We start from the raw sequence: 24,218 nt of genomic DNA, 5'->3' as shown, positions 1-24,218 counted from the left end.
CAGCAATCATGTTTCACGATAACCCGGTCTACCGCGTCGATAAACTTCACGCATGGCGCGGTTTTTAGCATCGCATTCCTTAAGCGAGCAATCTGGTCAGCTACAATATTCCCCGAACACATTGCGCTGCTCCATATGTCCGATGGCATCCATCGGGCAATGAGTGGGCTTACGGAACACTGGAAGAAAGGTCTCTCATGTCCACCAATGGAAAGCCGCTCGATTTTCTCTGGTTCATCCCGTCATCGGGTGACGGCACCTATCTGGGAACCGACGCGCTGAGCCGCCCTTCCGATCCCGCCTATTTTCGGGAAATTGCACAAGCCGCCGACCGCCTCGGCTATTCCGGCGTTCTCATCCCGACAGGCGTTGCGTGCGAAGAGTCCTTCGTTCTGGCCGCAAACCTCGCCGCCTATACGGAAAAGCTGAAGTTTCTGGTGGCGATCCGTCCCGGTGTCGCCTCACCTGCTTATTATGCGCGCCTTGCCGCAACGCTTGATCGCGTGTCTCAAGGCAGGCTGCTTCTCAATATCGTCGTTGGCGGCAGCCAGCAGGAGTTGGCTGGCGACGGCATTTTCCTGCCGCATGATGAACGTTACGACCATGCCGATGAATTCTTCCAGGTGTTCAACGATCTGATCGAAACCGGCCACGGCAATCTCGACGGCAAATACATAAAGGCTCACAATGCAGCTCTCGGACTTCCGCCCGTGCAAGCCCATCCGCCTATTTATTTCGGTGGTTCGTCACAGGCCGGCATCGACTTTTCGGTCGGTCTCGTCGACAAATATCTGACCTGGGGCGAGCCTCCGGCTCAAGTCGGCGAAAAGATCGCCGCTGTTCGCAAAGCCGCCAAGGCCAAAGGCCGCGACGACCAGATTTCCTTCGGTATCCGCCTGCACTTCATCGTGCGCGAAACGGATGATGAAGCGTGGGAAGCCGCCGACCGTCTGATTGCGCATCTCGACGATGAAACCATCGCCGCAGCCCAGCAGGTTTTCCTGAAAAACTCCGATTCTGTCGGTCAAGCCCGCATGGTCGCCTTGCACAACGGACGCCGTGACAAGTTGGAAGTATCGCCCAATCTCTGGGCGGGCATCGGCCTTGTACGTTCCGGCGCTGGGACTGCTCTGGTCGGATCGCCGCAAACCGTTGCCGCGCGCCTGCGCGAATATCAGGAACTGGGCATCGATACCGTGATCGCTTCCGGCTATCCGCATCTGGAAGAGGCTTACCGGGTTTCCGAACTCCTGTTCCCCGAATTGGGGCTGGAAGGTCCGCGCAACCAGATCCGCTCGTCCTTCGGCAAAAAACAGGTGTTTGGCGGCGGCGGACATGGGGGTAATGTAAAGGTCGCTTCCGGCTCGTGAGATTTGAAATGCTGACGAAAGCCCACACAGGCACCGTCGCCATCATCGGCGGCGGTTTTACAGGCGCGGCTGTTGCGCTGCATCTGGCGCGCCAACTGTCCCACCACCAGCATGACGCCAACTGGCGGATCGTGGTGATTGAGCCACGCGAGAAGCTTGGGCGTGGCCTGGCTTATGACACGCTGGAACCGGTGCACCGCATCAATGTGCCTGCCGACCGGATGTCCATCCTGCCCGACGAGCCGCAGGATTTCAGCAACTGGCTCGCAGAAACCCGGATATTGGAAAGCGATCGGGATGCCTTCAGTCTGGACGGAGCCCCCTTCCCGGCCCGTACAGTCTTCGGCCTTTATGCGTCATCGAGACTGGAGCCGCTCATTGAGGCCGGACGCGTGGAGCACCGCCGCACCCGCGCTGTGAATGCGACCAAGGACAATGACTTCTGGACCATTGAAACAGAAGACGGCGAGCCGATCATCGCCGATGTCGTCGTATTGGCGGTCAGCCATCCCGCTCCATCCCTGCCGGGTGTGCTGGACCCGATCAGGGAGCATCAGGGGCTGATTGCCGACGCAACGCGCCCTGGCGCACTGGATAATGTTCAGTCAAAAGATCGCGTGCTGGTAGTCGGCAACGGACTGACGGCAGCCGACGTCATCGCCACGCTGAAAGCACATGGCCATAAGGGCCAGATCGTTTCGATTTCCCGCCGTGGCCTTCGCTCCCGCGGTCATCCCCGTACCACCCATGACCCTTATGGCGATTTCATCACCGAGCCATCGCTCAGCGCTTCAAAATTGCTGCACCGGGTGCGCAAAGTCATTAAGGCAGCACAAGCCGAAGGGTTGAGCTGGCATCCGGTTCTCGATGCAGTCCGTCTTCAAGGGCAGGACATCTGGCGGGCCTTGCCCGTGTCGGAGCGCAGACGCATTGCTCGCCATGTTCGCCCGTTCTGGGATGTGCATCGCTTCCGCATTGCTCCACAAGTGGAAAATGCTCTCGATAGCGCTGTCGCCGATGGCAGCCTGTCTGTCCGCGCCGCCTCCGTCCGTAGCGCGGCTGCCTCCGGCGACACCTTGCGCATCGGCCTCAAAGATCGCCGGACAGGCGAACTCGATATTCTCGACGTGGACAAGGTGGTTGTCACCACCGGTCCCGGTCATGGCGGCATTCTCGGATCACAGCCATTGCTGAGCGCGCTTGCCGCATCAGGGCATCTGGCGCTCTGTCCGACTGGCCTCGGTCTTCTCTGTGACCGGCAAAGTCGTGCGATCTCGACATCAGGCTTCGCCGATGAAACGCTGCTGATCGCCGGACCGCTCGCACGCGGCACCTTCGGTGAGCTGATGGGATTGCCGCAAGTCAGCGAGCACGCGGTTCTCGTTGCCGGGGTCATTGCCACGCTGATCGCTGAGCGGAACCGCGCCCTCGAAAAGGCCGCGGTCTGATCTTTCAGGACTTGGCTGGCTGTATGCGCGCCAGATGATCCTGAATGTGCTGGTGCAGGTTGGAAGCCGACATCGGATCATGCCCCGGAACTTGTTTCAGTTCGCGCAGATCTTGCGGTGAAACATCATAGCGATCCTTGAACAGCCGCGTGAACTGGGCGCGATCCGAGAAGCCGCATTTATAAGCGATCTCTTTCAGAGTTTCCGCCCTGCCTTTGCTATGGATGAGATAGCGGTAAGCCAGATCCAAACGCTTCTGCCGGATCAGTTTGGTAATGCCGTCATCCTGATCGAACTGCCGATACAGATGCGAGTGTGACAGTTTGAAATGCGCCATGATCGTCTTGGGGCTCAAACGCTGGTCGCGAATATTCAGATCGATATAGTCCATCACTCTTTGTCGCATAGACTGGTCAATGGCGCTCGATTGCGCCGGAGAGAGCGCAACACCATCCACGGCCGCGACCAGCAACAGGACAAGTGCTTCCTTGATCCCCGGTATTTCATTCTCCTGAACGAAATCCAGCGCACCATCCAGACTCAAAATAAAATCGAACAGCACCTGATTGATGTTCACATTCCTCGGCAGAACCAGCCCATGCAGATCTTTTGCGGGGAACCATTTGTTTATCTCAAACCGGGGTATGGCGAGGGTCACTCGGGAGCCAGCTTCCTTTCGACTATCCAGCACTTTGGTGAGGTCCATGAAAAACATGTCACCCGGCTGCACATAGACATTCGTCCCGTCGAAATCGCCTGTATATTCCCCTGACAGGACAAGCTGAAGCAGACAGATATCCAGATCGGTGCGCGCAATCATCTCCGGCGTCCGCCGGCAGATCTGCTCATTGAACGTCGTGTCGCCCAGAACCATACTGTCGAACAGCCGCGAGCGGATTGTCCCGATCAGCTCGGTATCGATATTCTCGTCGGCAGGTGAAACTTCGTATATGAGTTTCGATACTTCCTGCCAGAAAGCATTGCGAGATTTTTCATCCACCATATCGGTCGAGAGAAAAAATTCCGGCACTATTTACCAGCCTTTCTTCGAGCCAAACACAAATGTTGACGGCATTCATTACTTCCTAAAATCCACTTGAGAGCGTCAAGTAGGCCTTCTAAACAACACGCCCCTCGCGCGCTCATGAATTTGCCACGAAAATAACTGCTCTAAATGAAGCAAAGAGCACCCTTAACAGAAGCATCCGCTTTTATATTTCCATATAAATATAAACCGGTCGATTTCTATTTCCAAATAAATTCTAATATCTTCCAGTACGTATTAGATAGAGATAATATATATACCAATATGGGATAAATTCGTATTGCTCCTCTTTGAGTTTTACCTATAGCTCGTAGTTGAGGAGAATAGATGCGCCTGTTTCAATATGAAACACGCACGCGCAGCGAATATGCAGAAGACTAAATCTCTCCAAGGACAGTTTTCACTACAACCGGAAAAGCTCGCGCTTTTCTGACGCCAGATTCCTGCCCTTAACAGATACCTATCCTTTCAGATACAGGATCTCGCGAATGGACCACGATCAGTCAAGCCGGTTTAGCTTTTCACGACGTTCGTTCTTAAAAGTGGCCGGAGCTACTGCAGCCGCCACAATTGCCCCGGAAATTGCATTTGCTCAGCAGAAGACTTTTCCACCCGGTTTCAAGTGGGGCGCCGCGTCTGCTGCCGCGCAGACCGAGAGCCGCGCCGGTCGTGGCCGCAGCAACTGGGACGTTTTCGCGGATATCTCTGGAAGGATTCACGACGGCTCCTCCAATGTAACGAACACGCAGTTTGAAACGCGCTACGGCGAAGAGCTCGCCATGTTGTCAAATGCCGGTTTGAATGCCTTTCGCTTTTCTTTCTACTGGTCGCGCATTCAGCCGGAAGGACCGGGAGCGCCAAGTATTGCAGCACTCGATCTGTATGACCGCATGGTTGACGAAATGCTGCAGCTTGGGCTCGACCCCATGGCGACTATCGTGCATTTCGAAAATCCGGTCTGGGCGGGTAATTTTCGCAATCGTGAAATCATTCAATATGCAGCCGATTACACGGAAATCATCACGCGCAAGTTTGGCGACCGCATCAAGCTTTGGATCGCCATGAACGAGCCCGGCACTGTCTCCACCTTCGGTTACGGATCGGGGCGTTTTGCACCGGGATATATATCCTTAAGGGCGATGGGAGACGCTATCCACCATCAAAATGTTGCGCAGGGTCTTATCATCGCTACCGCCCGTGCCAACCTACCAAAAGATGCCAAAGTCGGCACCACTCTCAATCTCCAGACTGTTCGCTCCAAATCTAACTTCCCAGAGGACGAGAAAATCGTTCGAACCATGGATGCCTACTGGAACACAGCCTATCTCGATCCTTTGTTCGGACAGGAGTATCCGCAAGAGGTGCGCGCGCTGGTCGCACCAGTCATCCGCCCGGGAGACATGGAGATCATTGCCGCCAAGCCCGATTTTCTTGGCGTGAACTATTATTCACGTTTCTATGTCAAAGCCGAGCCATACACGCCACTTGGGTTCATACAGGACACACCTCCAGACAATCTCAAACTCACCAAATATCTGCCCTATGAACCAGACGGCTTTTCGGAAACGCTGCTGCGCGTTCACAACGGTTATGGTGCACCCGACATTTACGTCACTGAATTTGGTTTCCCTGTCGACGAACCCAATACCGTCGTCAATGGGGTTGTCGAAGACACAACCCGGATTGAATTCATCAAGGGCTATGTTGAGGAAGCCTATAAGGCGATGCAGAAAGGCGTCAACCTGAAGGGGCTGGTCTACTGGTCATCCACGGACAACTGGGAATGGAACGAAGGATTTGCAAAGAACTTCGGCCTGATAAAGGTTGACCCCAAAACGCAGAAGCGATGGCCGAAGCGCAGCCTCGAATATTTTGGAAAATGCTGCAAAACAAACAGCATCGTTTGAACGCTTCACCGATTGGCTTTCTCTGAAAGCAAATCCCTGAGTTCTCATCCATCATACCGGTGCTCGCCAGGCTGATACAGACTACACAGTCAATGTGCGGGCACCGGTGTCGATGTTCTGACATGCATACATTTGGGGAAGCGAATGGCTCGTGGGTGGTATTTTCTGGTTGCCGGAGCAATCCTCGCTTCGTCCTTTGGTTTTGATGCACAGGCTGAGGACACAAGCGGCAAGATCGAATTGCAACAAGGATGGCGTCTTATCCAGGATGACGCCGCTAAAGCTGTGCAGATCGATGTGTCCAACGGGCCGCTCGGCGATAAGGGCTACGCCATCCAGAGCATGCCATCCACTGTTTTGAACACGCTCAGCAAGGCCCGTGTCTACAAGGATATCTATTATGGCGACAATCTTGCAAGAGTGGATAACACCCTCTGGAAACACCAGTGGTGGTACCAGACCAAGCTAAACGTTCCAGAAGGTCATGACCGTTACACGCTGATCTTCAACGGTCTCAACTATCGCGGTGAAATCTGGCTGAACGGTCAGAAGATTGCCGGGCCCGACGAGATTGTCGGCATGAGCCGCAAGTACGAATTTGACGTAACGCAATACATTCATCCCGGGCTGGATAATCTTCTCGCGGTCAAGATCACCCCGGAGCAACGTACGCCCAGCCTGACTTTGGGCGACACACCCGGATCAGGAAAACATGAAGGTGTCGACCTGACCGATACATGGATGGATTGGATCAATCTCAAGTATTTTGGTGATCCCACAACCAAGACCTCCTATGTGCCTGATAAAGGCGCAGGCATCTGGCGCAAGGTCTATCTGACCTATGGCGGTGATGTTGCTCTGCGTAACCCCTATGTCAAAGCCGATTTGGACGTGCCCAGTCTTCAAACGGCAAAACTTGATGTCTATGCCAATCTGGTCAATCGCTCATCCAAACCCGTTACCGGGGTGCTGAGCGGTGAGATCACTCGCGAGGGCAAGCCAAGCATTCATCTTGAGAAGACCGTGACCCTAAAAGGGAATGAAACGCGCGAAGAGCGTTTCACGCCGGAACAGGTGAAGGCATTATTGGTTCAGAAACCTGATATCTGGTGGCCCTATATCTGGGGCAAGCCCAACCTTTATAATCTGAAACTGACATTCAGCATCGATGAGAAGGTTTCCGACACTGTTACGACTGATTTCGGTATTCGCAAGATCACCCAGCACGTCGACAGCAGCAAACTATTTCCCAAATTCAAGAATCCCGGCAGCTTCTATATCAAGGTCAATGGGCGCGATTATCTGATCCGGGGCGCGGCTTATACGCCCGATTTGTTGTTTGACAACAATCCGCAACGTGATCGCGACATCATCCGCTACGCGAAAGACCTTGGCATCAACATGCTGCGCTGGGAGGGCAAGTTTGCCGATGATGATATACTGGAGTTGGCCGACAAAGAGGGCATTCCTGTCATGCGCGGCCTCATGTGCTGCGGGTCGTGGGAACTGTGGAGCCATTGGGACAAGGAAGACTATACCGTTGCTTCCGCCACTGTCCGGGACATGATCCTGGACTACCGTTCGCATGCATCGGCGTTTATCTGGGCAAACGGCAGCGATGGCCTACCACCCAAAGATGTTCTTGAAAATTACCATAAAATCTTGAATGACCTGCACTGGCAGAACGCCGTTGTGGATACCGTTTCTGCGCGCAATACTCACTGGAGCGGCATCCACATGGCCGCCCCCTATTCCTGGCGCTCGCCCGCCTTCTGGTTCAAGGGCAATATCGTCGGCGCCATGGGCTCCATTGCCGAAGCAGGCAATGACGAGACTGTTCTGCCTCTGGATAGCCTGAAGAAATTCCTGCCAGCGGATAAGCTCTGGCCGATCAATGATTTCTGGTATATGCGCGCCGGTTCCGCGCCCGGCAATAGAACGCTGGATAGCGCCAAGGCCGCCGTTGAAAATCGATATGGTCCGTCGAACAGTGTCGAGGATTTTGCGCGCAAGGCGCAGCTCACCGCTTATGAAAATGTCCGTGCGCAGAATGAAGCTTATGGCGCGCTTGGCGGCGACACCCACAAGATGACGATCTTCTGGATGCTCAACAGCCACTGGCCATCCTTCTTTGGTCATCTCTTCGACTATTATATGAAACAGGGTGGCGGGTATTTCGGCGCCCAAAAAGCCCTGCAACCGCTGAGCGTGGTTTTTGACGGCTATGCAACAGGCAATCGCACCAAAGCCAAGATTTATCTCGTCAACCAGGCTCTGGAAGGCTTGAAAAACCTCACAGTCACCGCGCGCCTCTACGACATAAATGGCAAGCTAAAGCACGAGAAGAATGTAACCGTCAAATCCACCGGTCCCACGACCTCGACAGTCGCGATGACGCTTCCGCGTTATGACGACATGGGCACGGTCTATTTCGTCCGGCTGCAACTCAGCGATGCCAAGAACGAAATACTCGCAGAGAACACGTATTGGCAGTCGGCTAAGGACGACATTCCCGAGGACATGGACCCGAACAACATGATGGACGCCATGGTCCTGAAGCAGAAACAATGGGCTGATTTTACCCCGCTCAACACGATGCCGAAGGTGGAACTTAAATCTGCAATCGAAGAAATCGTCTCCCAAGACGACCTGCGCCGCTTCAAAATTTCGCTAACCAACCCGACCGACCACATTGCGTTTTTTGTCCGGGCGGAGCTTCGGCAGGACGATGGTTCCGGCGAAATCCTGCCCATCACCTATGACGACAATTACGTCACGGTCTATCCCGGCGAAACGCGCGAAATCGTGGCGGAAGTCTCAAAGGCACAGATCAACGGGCAGAACCCGCATGTCGCCATCGAAGGCTACAACACCAACTGATTGCCGTTGCAAAACCAACGTCACTGAACCACTGGATTAGAGCAGGCTCATGAAACCAGCATCCCAAACCCTAAAGCCTTTCCTCTGGTCCATTCCGGCGACGCTCCTCTGCTTTGGTGCGCAGGCCGCCGAAAACGGCCTCGGCTTTTACCTGCTGGGGTCCAAAGGGCCAATGGCCGCGATCCTGCCCGCGCCGGGTCTCTATCTGCAGAACGACACCTACTTCTATCGTGCAAGCGCTGGTGCGTCCGCGCCGCTGCCACTGGGCGGTGTGGTCGGGTTCGGTGTCGATGCCAAGGCCGTCGTCGACTTGCCGACCTTCATATGGTCCACTCCCTATGAACTTTTGGGAGGACGGCTGGCCTTTGGCTTGACCACACCGTTCGGTCACCAGAATGTCGATGCCGACCTCGTCTATGGCTCCTATTCTGGTGACATCGATAACAGTGTCATCAGAATCGGCGACCCGGTTGTCACGACGACAATCGGCTGGAGCGATGGTGACTTCCATTGCAGTCTCAATGGAATGGTCAATGTGCCCATTGGGGACTATCAGAAGGACTCGCTCGCCAATATTGCCTTTCATCGCTGGGGTGGCGATCTTTCCGCTGCGGGAACCTGGTTCGATCCGGCACGCGGCCTCGATATATCGGGCGTGGTCGGCGTTACCTTCAACGGAGAAAACCCGGAAACGGATTACCGCACAGGAACCGAAGTCCATGTGGAAGGCGCGATTTCGCAATATTTCTCGAAGCAGTTCTCGCTCGGCGCCGTCGGCTATTATTACCAGCAGATCAGCGACGACAGCGGCAGTGGTGCAATACTCGGCGGCTATCGCGGGCGTGTTGCGGCACTGGGAGTAACCGCCAGCTACAATTTCGAACTCGATAAAACACCGGTTCAGGCGCGGGTGAAATTGCTGCGTGAGTTTCACACCCAAAACCGGGTCGAGGGCACAGCAGCGTTTCTCACGCTTTCGGTTCCGCTTTACGTCAGCAAATGATGGAAATTTCGTCCCGTCGAAAGACCATACCTTACGGTTCGGAGGGTTAGAATATTCTAAGTATTCTCTATCCCATTATATTAGCAATATATAATTTTGCGATAACTTAATTACTGAAAATAATATATCGAATTGCTTTTATTGTTTCAAATATAATTTATATAAATTAAGTTATTGAGAGATTCTATACATATCGAAAGAACCGCTATGCCTTTAATCACCCCGGTGCAATTTACGATTGCACGGCCATGACACATTTAAACATGCAGTCTTGCGGAAGGCACTCCATCCCATAGCGTTCTGCCTCGCATGATCTGCGTTGAAGCCCCCAGCAAATGACGCAAGCCCTCCCAAACAATCAGAACAGACCCAGGCGACCGTGTTCCGCTACGAAGGTCCGCGGGCCGGGACAACCCACTTTGGTTGTCCTTGAAATAAGCAGGATAATTTGATGCGCAGATACCCATTGCACAAACTGGCAGCCGTCCTTTCCGCAAGCACGGCGCTACTCACATTTCCTCTTACCGCAAATGCAGCTGACATCGAATATATTGGCCCATCGGCTGGCGGACTTTGGGGAACAGCATCCAACTGGAGCAATGGTGCTGTGCCAACAGCGGCTGACACTGTAATCATCAATCCGGGCATCCTCAGCATATCAGTCAACCCTGGGCAGACTTACTCGGTCGGCAGGATTGACGTTCTTGAGGATTCCACTTTGAACGGTAACGGCATTGGAGGCACAACCACAGGGGGTACGCTGACATTTTACGGTGTCAATGGGATTGGCTTCCACTATGCCGCCAGTGGAAGTGGCGCTTCTGGTCCCAGAAGGTTTCAGCTCGCCAATGATGTTGCCTTCATTGTCGACAACCCCAATGGCAGCACTGTCACGCTCGCATATTTAGGCACGGTTGGCCTGAACGATAAGACGCTTACCATCAATACAGCCAATGCAAACAATACGGTTGTCATCAGCGGGGCTGTCTCCGGGGCGGGCGGCATCGTCAAAACCGGTGACGGGTTGCTATGGACGGCGGCGTCTAACAAGTACACAGGCGTTACAGATATACACTCTGGAACCATGGAGCTCCGTACGTCGGGAACCTTGAGTTCATCCAGCCGCATCAATGTGGACGGATTACTTGACGTCAGCGCCGTAACCCCCACTTCCACTTCGATCCAGACCTTGACCGGTACGGGCGAGGTTCGACTCGGGACCAAGACACTCGAGATCACAAACGCAAGCACAACATATGCGGGCGATATCAGTGGCACGGGTGGCCTCACGGTCAGCAACGGCAATCTCACTTTGTCGGGTGCGACCAGCTATACCGGTTCCACCGCGATTGCAGCCGGTGCCCGGTTACAGCTCGGTGCGGGCGGCGCGACAGGCAGTCTGGCCAGCCAGCAAATCTCCAATGAGGGTGAACTGGCTTTCAATCGCAACAATGCGTTTGATTTCAGCGCCGATATTTCTGGAACCGGCGCCGTGTTCCAGAGCGGAACGGGCACGACCACCCTGTCGGGCAACAACAGCTATACCGGCGCTACCCATATCGAGGCCGGAACCCTGAAAGCTGCCGCTGCCAATGGTTTCAGCACGTCATCGGCTTTTGCAGTTTCGTCCGGCGCAACGCTCGACCTCAACGGCATGGATCAGACGCTGGCGTCGCTCACCAATGCGGGTAATGTCAATTTCGGCACAGCCACCAGCAACAATCTCCACATCACCGGCGATTATGTCGGCAATAATGGCATGCTGACGATCAATGCCGTTCTGGGCGATGACACGTCAAACACCAACAAGATCGTGATTGATGGCAATACGTCGGGCACCAGCTTCCTCCACGTCAATAATCGGGGCGGAACGGGCGACAGCACAACGCTTGGCATTGAGGTCATCACTGTCAGCGGCAACTCACACGGCGATTTCATACTGGACGCGCAATATCGCGCAGGCGGCAGACCAGCTGTGGTGATCGGTGCGTATGAATACAGCCTTTACAAAGGCAATGCTCAAGGTCAGGACACCAATGACTGGTATCTGATTTCAAAGAAGACGCCAGTGATTCCCACGCCAGATCCAGACCCCAATCCGGAAAACCCCAACACCGAAAATCCAATTCCCGAGAAGCCAGAACCACAGCCGGAAGGCAAGCTGCAGGCTGGTGCGCCTGTCTATGAGGCCTATTCGCAGCATCTGCTTGGGCTGAACGGCGTCTCATCGCTGCGCCAGCGCACCGGCAACCGTGTGTGGGTGGGGCAGACGACAGCATCAGACAATGCAACCTCCATGGGCAACGGCGTCTGGGGTCGCATCGAAGGCGCGCATAATCATCTTGAGGCCGACTACAGCACCACCAGAACCCAAATCAGTCAGAACATCTTCAAGATGCAGGCGGGTATTGACGGCGCATTTCTGGAAAAGGAACGGGGACGCCTCGTTGGCGGCATCTTCGGCCAGTATATGCATGGCAAAACCAGAACATCGTCAAGCGACTTTGTGTCCGGCGACATTTCCACGGATGGTTATGGCCTCGGCGGAACACTGACCTGGTATGGCGAGAACGGCTTTTATGCCGATGGGCTAGCGCAGGCGACATGGTATGACAGCGACCTGACCACATCGGCAGAAGGTGCATCGGCTCTCGCCAACGGAAGTCGTGCTTTTGGCTATGCGCTCTCGCTGGAAAGCGGCCAGAAACTCACCATCGACGACCATTGGTCTGTCACGCCGCAAGGCCAGCTGGTCTATTCGTCGGTGGATGCCGACAACTTCATCGACGGTTTCGGCAGCGCCGTTCGGTTTGATCGTGGCGAAAGCCTGCAAGGCCGTCTCGGCCTCAATCTCGATTACACATCCTCCTGGCAAAACACCAAGGGAACGACCGACCGTGCCAGCCTCTACGGCATCGCCAACCTTTATTATGAGTTCCGCGACGGAACCCGGGCCGATCTCGCAGGCGTCAGTCTGGCAAGCGGTCAAGACCGTCTGTGGGGCGGTCTCGGCGTCGGCGGCAGCTATGATTTCGACAATCAGCGCTATTCCCTGTTCGGCGAAGGACTGGTCAACACAAGCCTGAATAATTTCGGCGACAGCTACACGCTGAAAGGCAATGTTGGCTTGCGCGTCAACTGGTAAGCGCACGACAGAGCGGCTTCGCATCACGAAGCCGCTCTCAATTTTGTTACAGGCCCGATTGAACCAAATCGCCAGAGCGGCGTTTATTAAGCATTCGTTAACCATAACGGAGGCTGTCATGCTCTGGTACTACAGACTGGAAAGCAGTTTTGCCGCCGCATTCGTGATCGCTGCGGCAGTCACACTCTGGTTAATGTGAGGCGGAGGCCTTTACCGCCCACTTTATCCAACATCATAACAACGGAGGACCACCCTATGCAGTGGCTCCATTGGCTTGCGCTTGGAATGATTGCCGTCATGCCACTTGTCGTGTTCGGCATTACCTATCTTGAAGTCGGTCGCAAATGATCTTTGTTAGGCTAGCAAGGCATCATCCGTCCCCAGACAGGTGATGCCTTGCATGCATAATGTCGTTCTCTTTCATGAGACGCAGAACCACAATTTCGGATGACTTCTGTGTATGCAGCCCTTATGCACAGGAGAACGATTTTTGCTGGTTTTGCTGCATGAAAGGACATCACGATGAGCGACGCCATCCTGATTACGGTCGATGAACTGTTCGAACTCGTGAAGGACACTCTCCGCAACGCCAAATTCAGCGATGACCATGCAAGCGCCATCGCGCGCACCATCGTGGCGGCAGAGAGCGATGGCTGCAAATCCCATGGCATTTACCGCATCGAAGGCTGCCTGCGCACCGTCAAGAGCGGTAAGGTGGTGACCAACGCCGTGCCGGTGCTGACCGTTGATGACAGCGCAGTCGTGCGCGTCGAAGCCAATGGCGGCTTTGCCAATCTCGCTTTCGAAACCGGCAAACCGGCACTGATCGAACGGGCGCGCAAGCTCGGTCTTGCCGCTCTCGTCATCAATGATTGCACCCATTTCGCCGCCCTTTGGCCGGAAGTGGAAGCGCTGGCCGATGAAGGCCTCGCCGCCATGGCCATGTGCCCAAGCTATGCAACTGTTGCGCCTGCGGGCGGCACCAAGCCGCTTCTCGGTACCAACCCGTTTGCCTTCGGCTGGCCGCGTCCGGGCGAAAATCCTTATGTGTTCGATTTTGCAACCAGCGTCGCAGCGCGCGGCGAATTGGAGCTTTACCGCCGCGCTGGCAAGCAATTGCCGGAAGGCTGGGCTGTCGATGCCGATGGCAAGCCGACCACCGATCCGGAAGCCGCCCTTGCAGGCGCAATGCTGCCTTTCGGCCAGCACAAGGGTTCTGCCATTTCGACCATGATCGAGCTTTTGGCCGGGTCCATGATCGGCGACTTCAGCAGCCCGGAGGCGCTGGCCTATCTCGGCACCACGACGATTGCGCCGCGCCACGGCGAACTGATCCTCGCTTTTGATCCGACGCGCATGGCTGGCGGACGCCTCAATCCAATCCAGCACGGCGAAATTCTGCTTGAAGCCATCGCCGGTCAGGGTGCCCGTCTTCCGTCGCAGCGCCGTTTCGCCGCCCGCCGTGAATCTCTGTCCAAGGGCATTTCGCTCACCCAGTCGGAAATGGATCACCTCGAAATGCTGCGCCAGAAAGGCCTCGACGCCATCGCGTAATTTCGAATTTCAGCCAAACAAAAACCCCGCCATTTGGCGGGGTTTTTTATTCGCAAATTTTATAACATTCAGGCTGCGTATTTCGCGACCACGCCGCCCTGCTTGATCCACGCTGCATACCAGGTCTGGAACAGCTTCAGCTGTGCTTCGCAATAACCGCGCTGCGCATCGGAAAGCTTGTCCGTCTCATTGAAATGCAGTTCGTATTCCGGGTTTCCGGTGACGACCATCATATGCTTGTAGAACAGGACGAGGTCCGGGCCTTCATCGAAGGACGACAGCACGCCGAGCGCGGCTTCCAGTTCAAGCGCAGCGACGCGGGCTTCAACATCGCCGGCAGCAGCAGCCTTGGACAGCGAAACCAGATGCTGAACTTCCTTCGGCAGCACATTGCCGATGCCGGTGATTGCACCCTTGGCGCCGCAATTGACGAAGCCGTGGAACACGCCGGTGTCAACGCCGACCATCAGGGTCACATCGTCATCGGCGCTGGTGATGTTTTCAGCGGCATAGCGCATGGCTTCCGCGCCGCCGAATTCCTTGAAACCGATCAGGTTCGGATGCTCGGCGCGTAGCGCGAAGAAAAGATCGGCGCGGGTTGCAAAGCCATAATAAGGGCTGTTGTAGATCACAGCCGGAAGATCAGGCGCAGCCGCCAGAATGGCCTTGAAATGCGCCTTCTGGGCCGAGATCGACGAGCCGCGCGACAGAACGCGCGGGATAACCATCAGACCCTTTGCGCCAACTTTCTGGGCATGCGCGGCGTGAGCGGCAGCCGAGGCAGTGTTGACGGCGCCGGTGCCGACGACCACAGGCACGCCAGCCTTGGCAAGCGCTTCAACGCCAGCCATGCGCTGTTCGTCGGTCAGAAGCGGCCAGTCACCCATCGAGCCGCAATAAACGACGGCAGACATGCCAGCGGCAATCAGTTCCTTGCCCTTGCGCACCAGCGCATCGAAATCCGGCGAGCGGTCTGGCTTGCATGGCGTCATGAGTGCGGGGATGCAGCCGGAAAAAATATCAGAAGTCATGGTCCTGTCCTTGAATCTCTTCAACGCGTTTTTCAATCAACCAGAGTCTACAACCGGCTTCAGCAAGCCTTGTATGAAGACAAATATACACAATGTATTTTTCTTGTCGACTAAAATTTCAATTGCAACTACGATCCAATCACCATCACAAAGGATATTGCGGATAGCTGCGTGAAAGCATGCCTCCCGGCTCTTCACGCCCTGCCCCTTTCAATAAAAGGACATGCCATGAGCAAAGCACCATCCAGCCAATCGGCGAACCAATCAGCCGACCGCAAGAAGGGCTCAGGCGTCAAGATGGTCTATGATGTGCTGCGCGATGAAATCATCGATCTTTCGCTCGCGCCCGGTAGCCCGATCGACGAGAACCAGCTGGCAGAGCGCTTTGCCATGTCGCGCACGCCGATCCGCGAAGCGCTGGTCCGGCTTGCCAGCGACGGCTTTGTCACGACATTGCCGAACCGCTCGACGGTGGTTTCCAATATCGACTTTCTAAGCCTGCCCGCCTTTTTCGACGCGATCACCCTGATGTATCGCGTCACGACGCGGCTTGCTGCGCGTCACCGCACCAAAGCGGACCTCAAGATCATTCGCGCCCATCAGGAAGATTTTGCCAAGGCCGTGCGTGCCCAGAATGCGCTGGACATGATCTCGACCAACCGCGATTTTCACGCAGCGATTGCCGAAGCCGGGCGCAACCCGTTCTATACGAGTTTTTTCGCGCGCCTTCTCGATGAAGGTCGCCGCCTGCTGCGCCTTTATTATTCGTCCTTCTCGGACCAGTTGCCGGAACAATATGTGACGGAACACGAAGACATGATCCGCGCCATCGAGGAACAGGATGTCGAAACCGCCGACCTGCTGGGCAAGGCCCATGGCGACCAGATCGTGCAGCAGATACGCAAGCTGATCGCCGAGGACCGGCGTGACGTCATGGATCTCTGATTAGCCGCCATTCACCAGCGCGAGCACAAGCTGCTGCACATTGCCGCCATTGCCCATCTCGACACGGTCGAAATCGCGGCCATGTGCACGCTGTACGGCAACCAGATCGGTGATTTCCTTGATCAGCACCTTGCGGATTTTCTGACATTTCGGGTCGTTAGGCACGGAAAGTCCGACCGTTCGGCGCACGATCTCGCGCGTCATGTCCTTGGCGCTGTCGCCATGCACCAGCTCATGCTTGCGAATGCCTTCGATGAAAACGTCCCAGTTTTCGCGCACCGGTGACGGCAGCTTTTCCGACGGTTTCGGCAGCGTATAGGTGATTTTCAGCTTCGGCTTTGCAGACAGGATCGTGCAGGCATTGTTGCTGTGATCGAATTTGCGATCCCAGGTCAGCACATAGGTCGTATGGGCGATCACCCGTCCGATGCCGATCTTCGGCCCACGCTGGCCGATGGATCGATAGAGATCAATGCCGGTCTGCCCTGTAATGGCATAGGGCTTGACCTCTTCAATCGCCTTCCAGTCGTCCTCTGCATGGGCCGGAAAGGCCGCGAGCAGTGCAAGAATTGCCAGTCCAACGATTTTCTTCACGGCCACTCCGTCCATAGAATACAGGCGGCAACTTACAGGACCCAATTGCATTCCAGAAGCCATGCATTTCGTTTCAGGAACCTATTGTCCACAGTGACGCAAATCGAAGGAGATTGACTCCCGCAAGCCGTCATCGTTTGATCGCACCATGCATGGGGGTTCTGCGGGTGGCATTTTGCCGGAGCAAGGAAAAACCATCTCATCGAACATAGAAACTGGAGTTGCGTTGTGCTCAAATCCACCAGACGGGGAATAATTCATCTTGCCTTTGCTCTTGCCGCCACGACGGCAATGGGCACCTTCGCCACGGCGGCGGAAGCCAAGGACAAGATCCTGCTCATCATCAATGGCGCGCTTGGCGACAAATCGTTCTTCGATTCCGCCGCCAAAGGCATGAAGATGATCAAGGACAAATATGGCGACGATGTCGAGACCAAGATTCTCGAAATCGGCGACGATCCGACCAAGTGGGAGCCTGTCTTCCTCGACGCTTCCGAACAGGATTGGGATCTGATCATCGGCGGCACCTATCAGATGTCGGAAACCGTCGGTTCGGTTGCAAAGCAGTATCCGGACAAAAAATACGTTCTTTACGATGCCAGCGTTCCTTATGAGGAAGGCGGCTATGACAACGTCTATTCCATCCAGTACAAGCAGAATGAAGGCTCCTATCTCGGCGGCATGCTGGCAGCCTCGCTGCTGAAAGACGGCAAGCTCGGCGATACCGGCAAGAATCTGGGCTTCCTCGGCGGCATGGACATCCCCGTCATCAACGACTTCCTCGCCGGTTATATCGCCGGTGCGCAGTCGGTCACGCCGGATGTGAAGATCGCCATTTCCTATGCCGGTTCCTTCATGGACGCCGCCAAGGGCAAGGAACTCGGCCTCGCACAATATCGCTCCAATGTGGCGCTCGGCTTTGTGGTCGCGTCGCAGACCGGCCTCGGCCAGCTTTCGGCTGCCAAGGAAACCGGCAAATATGTGCTCGGCGTCGATTCCGATCAGGAAGCGATCTTCAAGGACAGCGACCCGGCCATTGCCAAGCAGGTTGTCAGCTCCGTTCTCAAGAATGTCGATGTCAGCCTTTTACAGGCCTATGACCGTTTCAAGGCAGGCGACCTGCCCTTCGGCAAGGCGGAAGCGCTCGGCCTGAAGGAAGGCGCAGTCGGCATCGTGACCGATGGCAACATGGCCACCATGGCCAGCCAGGAAACCAAGGACGCTATCAAGAAGGCTTCCGACGAGATTTCCGAAGGCAAGATCACGGTTCCGACCGGTTTTGGCCTCAGCACCGAAGATCTCAATGCGATGCGCAACAAGGTTCGTCCCTGATCGTGTCAAATCCAGCTGAAAAACATGAAGGCGGCGATGCAATCGTCGCCTTCCACGATGTGAGCAAGGTCTATCCGAACGGCACCGTCGCGCTCAGCGACGTGTCGTTTTCGATCCGCGCCGGATCGATCCATGCCATTTGCGGCGAGAACGGCGCCGGCAAATCGACGCTCATGAAAATCCTGTTCGGCATTGAAAATGCCACGGCGGGAGAAATCGTCATCGATGGCCAGCATATTGCGTCCTGGTCGCCGGAAGATGCCGCCACCAAGGGCATCGGCATGGTGCACCAGCATTTCTCGCTGGTGCCGACACTGACCGTGACGGAAAACATCATTCTCGGTCATGAGCCGGTGAAGGCGGGGCTGATTGACCGTGTTGCCGCGCGCAAAATGGTCGATGAACTGATGCAGCAATATGACCTGCATGCCGACCCGGATGCGATCACGGGCGTGCTGTCCGTGGCTGCGCAACAGAAGGTCGAAATCCTGAAGGCGCTGGCACGCCGGACCCGTTTGCTGATCCTCGACGAGCCGACTGCCGTTCTCTCTCCGCCGGAGATTGAGGAACTGATGCGGCGGCTGAAAAGTCTGCGCGACGACGGTATCACCATTCTTTTCATTTCGCACAAGCTGAACGAAGTGCGCGAGCTGGCGGAAAGCGTCACCGTGCTGCGCGCCGGTGCCGTTACCGGCACGGAAAAGCTTGCCGATGTGCCGGACGACGCCATCATGCAGATGGTCATGGGCCATGCGGTCGACATTCCAAAACGCGCCCACAAGACCGGCCCGACCAGAACCGTCCTCGCCATGAATGGCGTGACGACCAAAGCGCCCGATCCTGCCGACCGCATCAACGATATCAGCCTCACCATTGGTGCAGGCGAAATCGTCGGTGTTGCAGGTGTGGACGGCAGCGGCCAGCGCGGCCTTGTTTCCGTTCTTTCCGGTCTTGCCGAAGCCGCGAACGGCACCATCAGCCTCAACGACGCGAATATGCTGCGCGCCGACACGGCGAGCTGGCGCAAAAAAGGCCTTGCCTATCTTCCCGCCGACCGCTTTTCACAAGGCGGCGCGCCCGGCTTGTCTCTGGCGGAAAATGCAATCGCCGGAACCGATCGCAATCCCGAAACGGATAGAGGTCCTTTCCTGCGCTGGAACGCGATCAAGACGCGCGTGCAGGGCATGATCAAGCGCTACTCGGTGCGCGCAGGCGCGATTACGGAGCGGCTCGATTCGCTTTCCGGCGGCAATGCGCAAAAGCTGATTGCTGCACGCGAACTGGCGACCAATCCGAAATTTCTCATCGCCGATCAGCCGACACGCGGCATCGACGTTTCGGCGGCAGCGTTTCTGCATCGTCGTATTGACGAAGTGGCACAAGGCGGCTGCGCGGTGTTGCTGGTCAGCGCCGATCTCGACGAATTGCTGCGTCTCAGCGACCGGGTTGTTGTGCTCTTCAACGGGCGCATCGTCGCCCATCTGGAAAACGGGCCCGACATCACGCCTGCGACGCTCGGCCCCTACATGCTCGGAACCAAGGTGGCTGCCTGATGCATAAAATTCTGGCTTCCCTCGTTCCCTTCTTTCTGACCGTGCTGGTTATCGCCGTCATCATGGCCGTGCTGCTGGTGCCGCTGGCGCTGATGCAGGACGACCCGGCGGCGATCCTGAAGACGTTCTTTCTTGGCCCCTTCGGCAGCATTCGCCATATGGGCAATATGGTGGAAGCGGCAACGCCGATCATGCTGACCGGCCTTGCCATCACCATCATGTTCCGCTCCGGCCTGTTCAATCTCGGTGCGGAAAGCGGTTTCTTTCTGGGTGCGCTCGGTGCGGTGACCGGCGCTGTGCTGATCCCGTCGCTCGGCTGGTTTTCGCTGCCGGTCGCCATACTGTGCGGCGCGGTCGCGGGCAGCTTTGCCTGCACCATTCCGGCGGCTCTGCGCCTGCGCTTCGGCGCATCGGAAATGGTGACATCGCTGGTGCTGAACTATGCCTTCCTGTTTCTCGGCCTGTTCGTGCTGAATTACGTCATCCGCGACCCGGCAGCGGGCGGCATGATGTCCTACAGAATTCCGCCTGAGGCAAAGCTTGACCGGCTTCTGGCGGGCACGCGCCTCAACAGCGGCTCGATCATCGCCATCCTCGCCTGTATCGCGGGCGGCATCTGGCTTTACTGGACGCGGTCCGGCCTCAATATCCGCATTGCAGGCTCCAGTCCCGGCTTCGCCAATCATCTCGGCCTGCCGCTGAAACGCATCATCATGCGGGCGCAGATCGTCGGCGGTCTGGTGGCAGGCATGGCGGGCGCGCTGGAAGTGCTGGGCCTTCATGCGCGCTTCTCCTGGCTAGATCTGCCGGGCTATGGCTGGACCGGTCTTGTCGTCGCCATTCTGGCGCGCGAAAACCCGTTCATGCTCATACCGGCTGCCCTGTTCCTCGGTTTCGTTCAGGTTGGCGGCGACCTTCTCGCCCGCAACATGAATATCCCGACCGAAGTGGTGGGGCTGGTAACAGCGGCCATCATGGTGGGTTCGACGGCAAGCGTCATTCATAACCACCCATCCGTGCTGCGCCTGATCCGCAACTTGCGTAACCGCAAGGACGAACAGGCTTCCGAACGGCAGATTGGAGAACACGCATGAGCACCGTTCTCGCACAAATTCTCGATCCGTCCTTCATCGGCACGATCCTGCGCGTTTCAACGCCGCTTCTGCTGGCGGCGCTTGGCGTGATGATTTCGGACCGCGCCGGTGTTCTGAATATCGGCATGGAAGGCATGATGCTTGTGGCGGCGCTCATCGCCGTTCTCGCCAGTGCCGCAACGGGAAGCCCGGCCATCGGCCTTTTGGCCGCGCTGATTGCAGGCGCGCTTCTCGGCTGGATCATGTCGGTTTCAGTCAACCGGCTCGGCACCGATCTGATCATGACCGGCATTGCGCTGAACATTGCAGCGGCGGCGGCAACAACGCTCGGCCTTTATCTCGCCACCGGCGACAAGGGCATGTCGGGCGCGCTGAAAAGCGGCGCGCTGCCAAGCCTGCCGGTGCCTTTCATCGGCAATATCCATGTGCTGACCTTCGCCGCCCTTCTGGCCGTCCCGGCGGTCAGCCTGTTGATGATGCGCACCCGCTTCGGCCTGCATCTGCGCGCCACCGGCGTCGATCCCAAATCGGCACGGGCGGCGGGCATCCATGTCGGGCGCGTGCAGATGCAAGCGCTGGTGCTTTCCGGCATCTTCGGCGGTGCGGCGGGCGCCTATCTTTCACTTGGCTATGTGACCTGGTTTGCCCAGAACATGACCGCCGGTCGCGGCTTTATCGCGATTGCAGCCGAAGTGATGGGACAGGGAACGGCATGGGGCACGCTTGCCGCAAGCCTTGTGCTGGCCGCTGCGGAATCACTCGCCATCACGCTGCAAAGTCTCGGACTGCCGTTCGAACTGATGCAGATGATCCCCTATCTCGTTCCGGTGGTCGTGCTGACGATCCATGCCGCCCGCAAGCAGCGGCGCGCACGGCAATTGAAGAACTCCTGACATGCATGAAAATGAGAAGAACATGAAGGCTTGGGAACTGACCCGCGACCTGCTGCGCGACACCAAACCCGTGGTGCGCACGGCGGAAGAACAGACATGGGATGCGAGCGCCGTCATGAAGGCGCAGGACGATCTCATGGCCATGTTCTGGAAAAGCAATGTGCCCGGATCGGCAGCCCCAGAATGCCTGATGGCTGGTGCGCTGCAATCGTTGGAAAACAAGGGCTATCTGCCGGAGCCTTACGCAGAGCTTCTGCGTGATGGGCTGGCAGCGCTTGAGCGCCGCGATTTCGAAACGCTTTACCGCATCGACATGCGCCTGCGCGTGCTGATGCGGGCAGCAAGGCCCGACCCGAACCACATCTCGCAGAAGACGGTGCGTTACACCTCGTGGGAGCAGTTCGACGCTGCCGTTCAATGGCCGGACGATGTGCTCTATGCTGTACAGTCTGACGATTTCCGCGACCGCACCGCAGCAGCATGGATGGCGCAGCTCGTGGGCGCGGCAGCTGGAACCGCACTCGAAGGCTATACGGCTGAAAATATCATGGAGGTTTTCGGCCCGATCCGCGATTATGTGCGTGAGCCAAACACCTATAATGACGACATCACCTTTGAAATCGCCTTTCTGGAAGCCTTTGGCGACAAGGGTTCCGCCGTCACCAGCCGTGACATTGCTGAGCGCTGGACTTCACTGATCCCGCTTGGCTGGTCGGCGGAAGCCATTGCGCTTTCCAATATGCGCCGCGGCCTGACGCCGCCGGAAACCGGCACATCCGACAATCCGTTTGATGAATGGATAGGCGCGCAGATGCGCGGCACTATTTGCGGCATGGTTGTGCCCGGTCGCGCCCGCGAAGCGGCACGGCTTGCATGGATGGACGCGGAGATTTCCCATGCCGGCAATGGCATTCTGGGCGAGGTATTCAATGCCGTCATGGCGGCCCGCGCTTTTGCCGTAAAAGACACGCGTGAACTGCTTGTTTCAACGATAAAGCTGTTTTCAACCGAAACGGAATATGGCGCTGTTTTGGCCTTCGCGCTCGATGCCTGCCATGCCGCAAACAGCTGGCAGGATGCATGGGCGAAATGCGATGCGGAATATGCCGAATATAACTGGATCCATGTCTATCCGAATGCCGCGGCGCAGGTCATCGCCTTGTGGTTCGGTGAAGGCGATTTCGACCGCACGCTCGAAATCGTGTGCGGCATTGGTCATGACGTCGACTGTAACGCAGCGCAGATCCTCAGCATGATCGCCATCCAGCACGGCCCTCGTATCATCGCGGAGCGTTGGTCCAAGCCGCTGCTGGCCGACGACATCGTCACCTATATGCGCCGCCCGGCGAAAATCTCTTTCGAAGCGCTTGTCGACCAGACGGTCAATGCAGCGCGCAACGCTCTTTAAATCCCCTATTAGGAAACCTATCATGGCCCGTAAAATTATTATCGATACCGATCCCGGTCAGGACGATGCCGTCGCCATTCTTCTGGCACTCGCAAGTCCTGAACTGGACATTCTCGGCATTACCGCCGTTGCGGGCAACGGCCCGCTGGCCCGCACCGAAATCAACGCGCGCACCATCTGCGAAGTGGCGAAGAAGCCTGACACCAAGGTGTTTGCAGGCTCCATCCGCCCGCTGGTGCGCCCGCTTGTGACCGCCGAAAACGTGCATGGCAAGACCGGCCTCGACGGCTATGACCTGCCCAAGCCGACCATGCCGCTGCAGGCGCAGCACGGCGTTGACTTCATCATCGAAACGCTGATGAAGGAAGAACCGGGCACCGTCACGCTTTGCCCGCTTGGACCGCTAACCAACATTGCCTCCGCGCTGATCCGCGAACCGAAGATCGCCGAGCGCGTCAAGGAAATCGTGCTGATGGGCGGCGGCTATTTCGAGGGCGGCAACATCACGCCTTCGGCCGAATTCAACATCTATGTCGACCCACATGCCGCAGCGGTCGTATTCAAATCCGGCATCCAGATCACCATGCTGCCGCTTGACGTCACCCATAAGGTGTTGACCACCGAAAAGCGCATCGCCGCCATTCGCGGTCTCGGCACCCATGTTGGCGAAGTCGTCGCGGCATGGCTCGAATTCTTCGAACGCTATGACGAAGCGAAATACGGCACCGATGGCGGCCCACTGCACGATCCAAATGTCATCGCCTATTTGTTGAAGCCGGAGCTTTATTCCGGCCGTCATTGCAACGTGGAAATCGAGATCAATTCGGAGCTGACCATCGGCGAAACTGTTGTCGACTGGTGGGAAGTGACCGACCGTCCGAAGAACGCGCTCTTCATCAAGGATGTCGATGCCGATGGTTTCTTCGCGCTTCTGACAGAACGTCTGGCGACGCTCTGATCCCTCGCTAAAATGAAAAAAGCCGCGCTGGTTCAGCCAGCGCGGCTTTTTGTGTCTG

Annotated in this window: 17 protein-coding genes; 14 read left to right on the top strand and 3 right to left on the bottom strand. The window is 56.6% G+C overall.

All coding sequences use genetic code 11. The features are described from left to right. Positions 1 to 197 precede the first annotated feature (197 nt). Positions 198 to 1,370 (top strand): FMNH2-dependent alkanesulfonate monooxygenase, encoded by a 1,173-nt coding sequence (gene ssuD / locus FHW03_RS04215; protein ID WP_182519506.1) that lies wholly within the window; start codon positions 198 to 200, stop codon positions 1,368 to 1,370. 8 nt (positions 1,371 to 1,378) lie between these two features. After that, positions 1,379 to 2,818 (top strand): FAD-dependent oxidoreductase, encoded by a 1,440-nt coding sequence (locus FHW03_RS04210; RefSeq protein WP_182519505.1) that lies wholly within the window; start codon positions 1,379 to 1,381, stop codon positions 2,816 to 2,818. A gap of 4 nt (positions 2,819 to 2,822) precedes the next feature. On the opposite strand, the gene FHW03_RS04205 is transcribed toward FHW03_RS04210, so the two are convergent. Beyond that, positions 2,823 to 3,848 carry a helix-turn-helix domain-containing protein gene (locus FHW03_RS04205; RefSeq protein WP_182519504.1) on the bottom strand — a complete coding sequence of 342 codons (1,026 nt, stop codon included), beginning with the start codon at positions 3,846 to 3,848 and terminating at the stop codon, positions 2,823 to 2,825. Between the two features lie 503 nt (positions 3,849 to 4,351). Between FHW03_RS04205 and FHW03_RS04200 the strand changes: the two genes are divergently transcribed. The 5 genes from FHW03_RS04200 to FHW03_RS04180 all read left to right on the top strand — a co-directional run bounded on the left by FHW03_RS04200 (position 4,352) and on the right by FHW03_RS04180 (position 14,352). Further along, complete coding sequence (locus FHW03_RS04200; RefSeq protein ID WP_182519503.1) at positions 4,352 to 5,770, top strand: family 1 glycosylhydrolase; 1,419 nt, start codon at positions 4,352 to 4,354, stop codon at positions 5,768 to 5,770. Positions 5,771 to 5,914: 144 nt separating this feature from the next. Continuing rightward, on the top strand, positions 5,915 to 8,650 hold the full coding sequence (locus tag FHW03_RS04195; RefSeq protein WP_182519502.1) for a sugar-binding domain-containing protein: 2,736 nt from the start codon (positions 5,915 to 5,917) through the stop codon (positions 8,648 to 8,650). Between the two features lie 49 nt (positions 8,651 to 8,699). After that, positions 8,700 to 9,653: a transporter gene (locus FHW03_RS04190; protein ID WP_182519501.1), complete on the top strand. Its 954-nt coding sequence runs from the start codon at positions 8,700 to 8,702 to the stop codon at positions 9,651 to 9,653. Between the two features lie 451 nt (positions 9,654 to 10,104). Continuing rightward, positions 10,105 to 12,798 (top strand): autotransporter outer membrane beta-barrel domain-containing protein, encoded by a 2,694-nt coding sequence (locus FHW03_RS04185; RefSeq protein WP_182519500.1) that lies wholly within the window; start codon positions 10,105 to 10,107, stop codon positions 12,796 to 12,798. 522 nt (positions 12,799 to 13,320) lie between these two features. Continuing rightward, complete coding sequence (locus FHW03_RS04180) at positions 13,321 to 14,352, top strand: Ldh family oxidoreductase (RefSeq protein WP_182519499.1); 1,032 nt, start codon at positions 13,321 to 13,323, stop codon at positions 14,350 to 14,352. Between the two features lie 68 nt (positions 14,353 to 14,420). Here the strand turns inward: FHW03_RS04180 and FHW03_RS04175 are convergent, their stop codons facing one another. Further along, the gene (locus tag FHW03_RS04175; protein WP_138783442.1) at positions 14,421 to 15,383 is read right to left on the bottom strand and encodes a dihydrodipicolinate synthase family protein; all 963 of its coding nucleotides are present in this window, start codon (positions 15,381 to 15,383) and stop codon (positions 14,421 to 14,423) included. A 228-nt stretch (positions 15,384 to 15,611) separates the two neighbouring features. Between FHW03_RS04175 and FHW03_RS04170 the strand changes: the two genes are divergently transcribed. Continuing rightward, entirely contained in the window at positions 15,612 to 16,328 is a 717-nt protein-coding gene (locus FHW03_RS04170) for a GntR family transcriptional regulator (protein ID WP_078339004.1), read from the top strand. Here FHW03_RS04170 and FHW03_RS04165 read toward each other — a convergent pair whose 3' ends face one another. Then, entirely contained in the window at positions 16,329 to 16,904 is a 576-nt protein-coding gene (locus FHW03_RS04165; RefSeq protein ID WP_377514343.1) for a DUF922 domain-containing Zn-dependent protease, read from the bottom strand. A gap of 246 nt (positions 16,905 to 17,150) precedes the next feature. On the opposite strand from FHW03_RS04165, the gene FHW03_RS04160 reads away from it, so the two are divergent. Genes FHW03_RS04160 through FHW03_RS04135 form a run of 6 tightly spaced genes read left to right on the top strand, consistent with a single transcriptional unit; the run spans position 17,151 to position 24,160 of the window. Then, positions 17,151 to 18,254, top strand: a complete 1,104-nt coding sequence (locus tag FHW03_RS04160) for a BMP family ABC transporter substrate-binding protein (protein WP_078339006.1) — start codon at positions 17,151 to 17,153, stop codon at positions 18,252 to 18,254. Between the two features lie 2 nt (positions 18,255 to 18,256). Continuing rightward, the gene (locus tag FHW03_RS04155; protein ID WP_182519497.1) at positions 18,257 to 19,807 is read left to right on the top strand and encodes an ABC transporter ATP-binding protein; all 1,551 of its coding nucleotides are present in this window, start codon (positions 18,257 to 18,259) and stop codon (positions 19,805 to 19,807) included. Then, positions 19,807 to 20,901, top strand: a complete 1,095-nt coding sequence (locus FHW03_RS04150) for an ABC transporter permease (protein WP_182519496.1) — start codon at positions 19,807 to 19,809, stop codon at positions 20,899 to 20,901. Before FHW03_RS04155 ends, FHW03_RS04150 begins: the two co-directional genes overlap by 1 nt. Next, the gene (locus tag FHW03_RS04145) at positions 20,898 to 21,794 is read left to right on the top strand and encodes an ABC transporter permease (protein ID WP_151588842.1); all 897 of its coding nucleotides are present in this window, start codon (positions 20,898 to 20,900) and stop codon (positions 21,792 to 21,794) included. Before FHW03_RS04150 ends, FHW03_RS04145 begins: the two co-directional genes overlap by 4 nt. A gap of 22 nt (positions 21,795 to 21,816) precedes the next feature. Further along, the gene (locus FHW03_RS04140; RefSeq protein ID WP_377514096.1) at positions 21,817 to 23,202 is read left to right on the top strand and encodes an ADP-ribosylglycohydrolase family protein; all 1,386 of its coding nucleotides are present in this window, start codon (positions 21,817 to 21,819) and stop codon (positions 23,200 to 23,202) included. A gap of 22 nt (positions 23,203 to 23,224) precedes the next feature. Further along, positions 23,225 to 24,160, top strand: coding sequence for a nucleoside hydrolase (locus tag FHW03_RS04135; protein WP_078339011.1), 936 nt, complete (start codon positions 23,225 to 23,227; stop codon positions 24,158 to 24,160). Positions 24,161 to 24,218 lie beyond the last annotated feature (58 nt).

The sequence above is a fragment of the Ochrobactrum sp. RH2CCR150 genome (assembly GCA_014138095.1).
Lineage (GTDB): Bacteria > Pseudomonadota > Alphaproteobacteria > Rhizobiales > Rhizobiaceae > Brucella > Brucella gambitense.
Note: the sequence above shows the minus strand (reverse complement) of the source record. Positions and strands in the feature narration are given on the sequence as shown.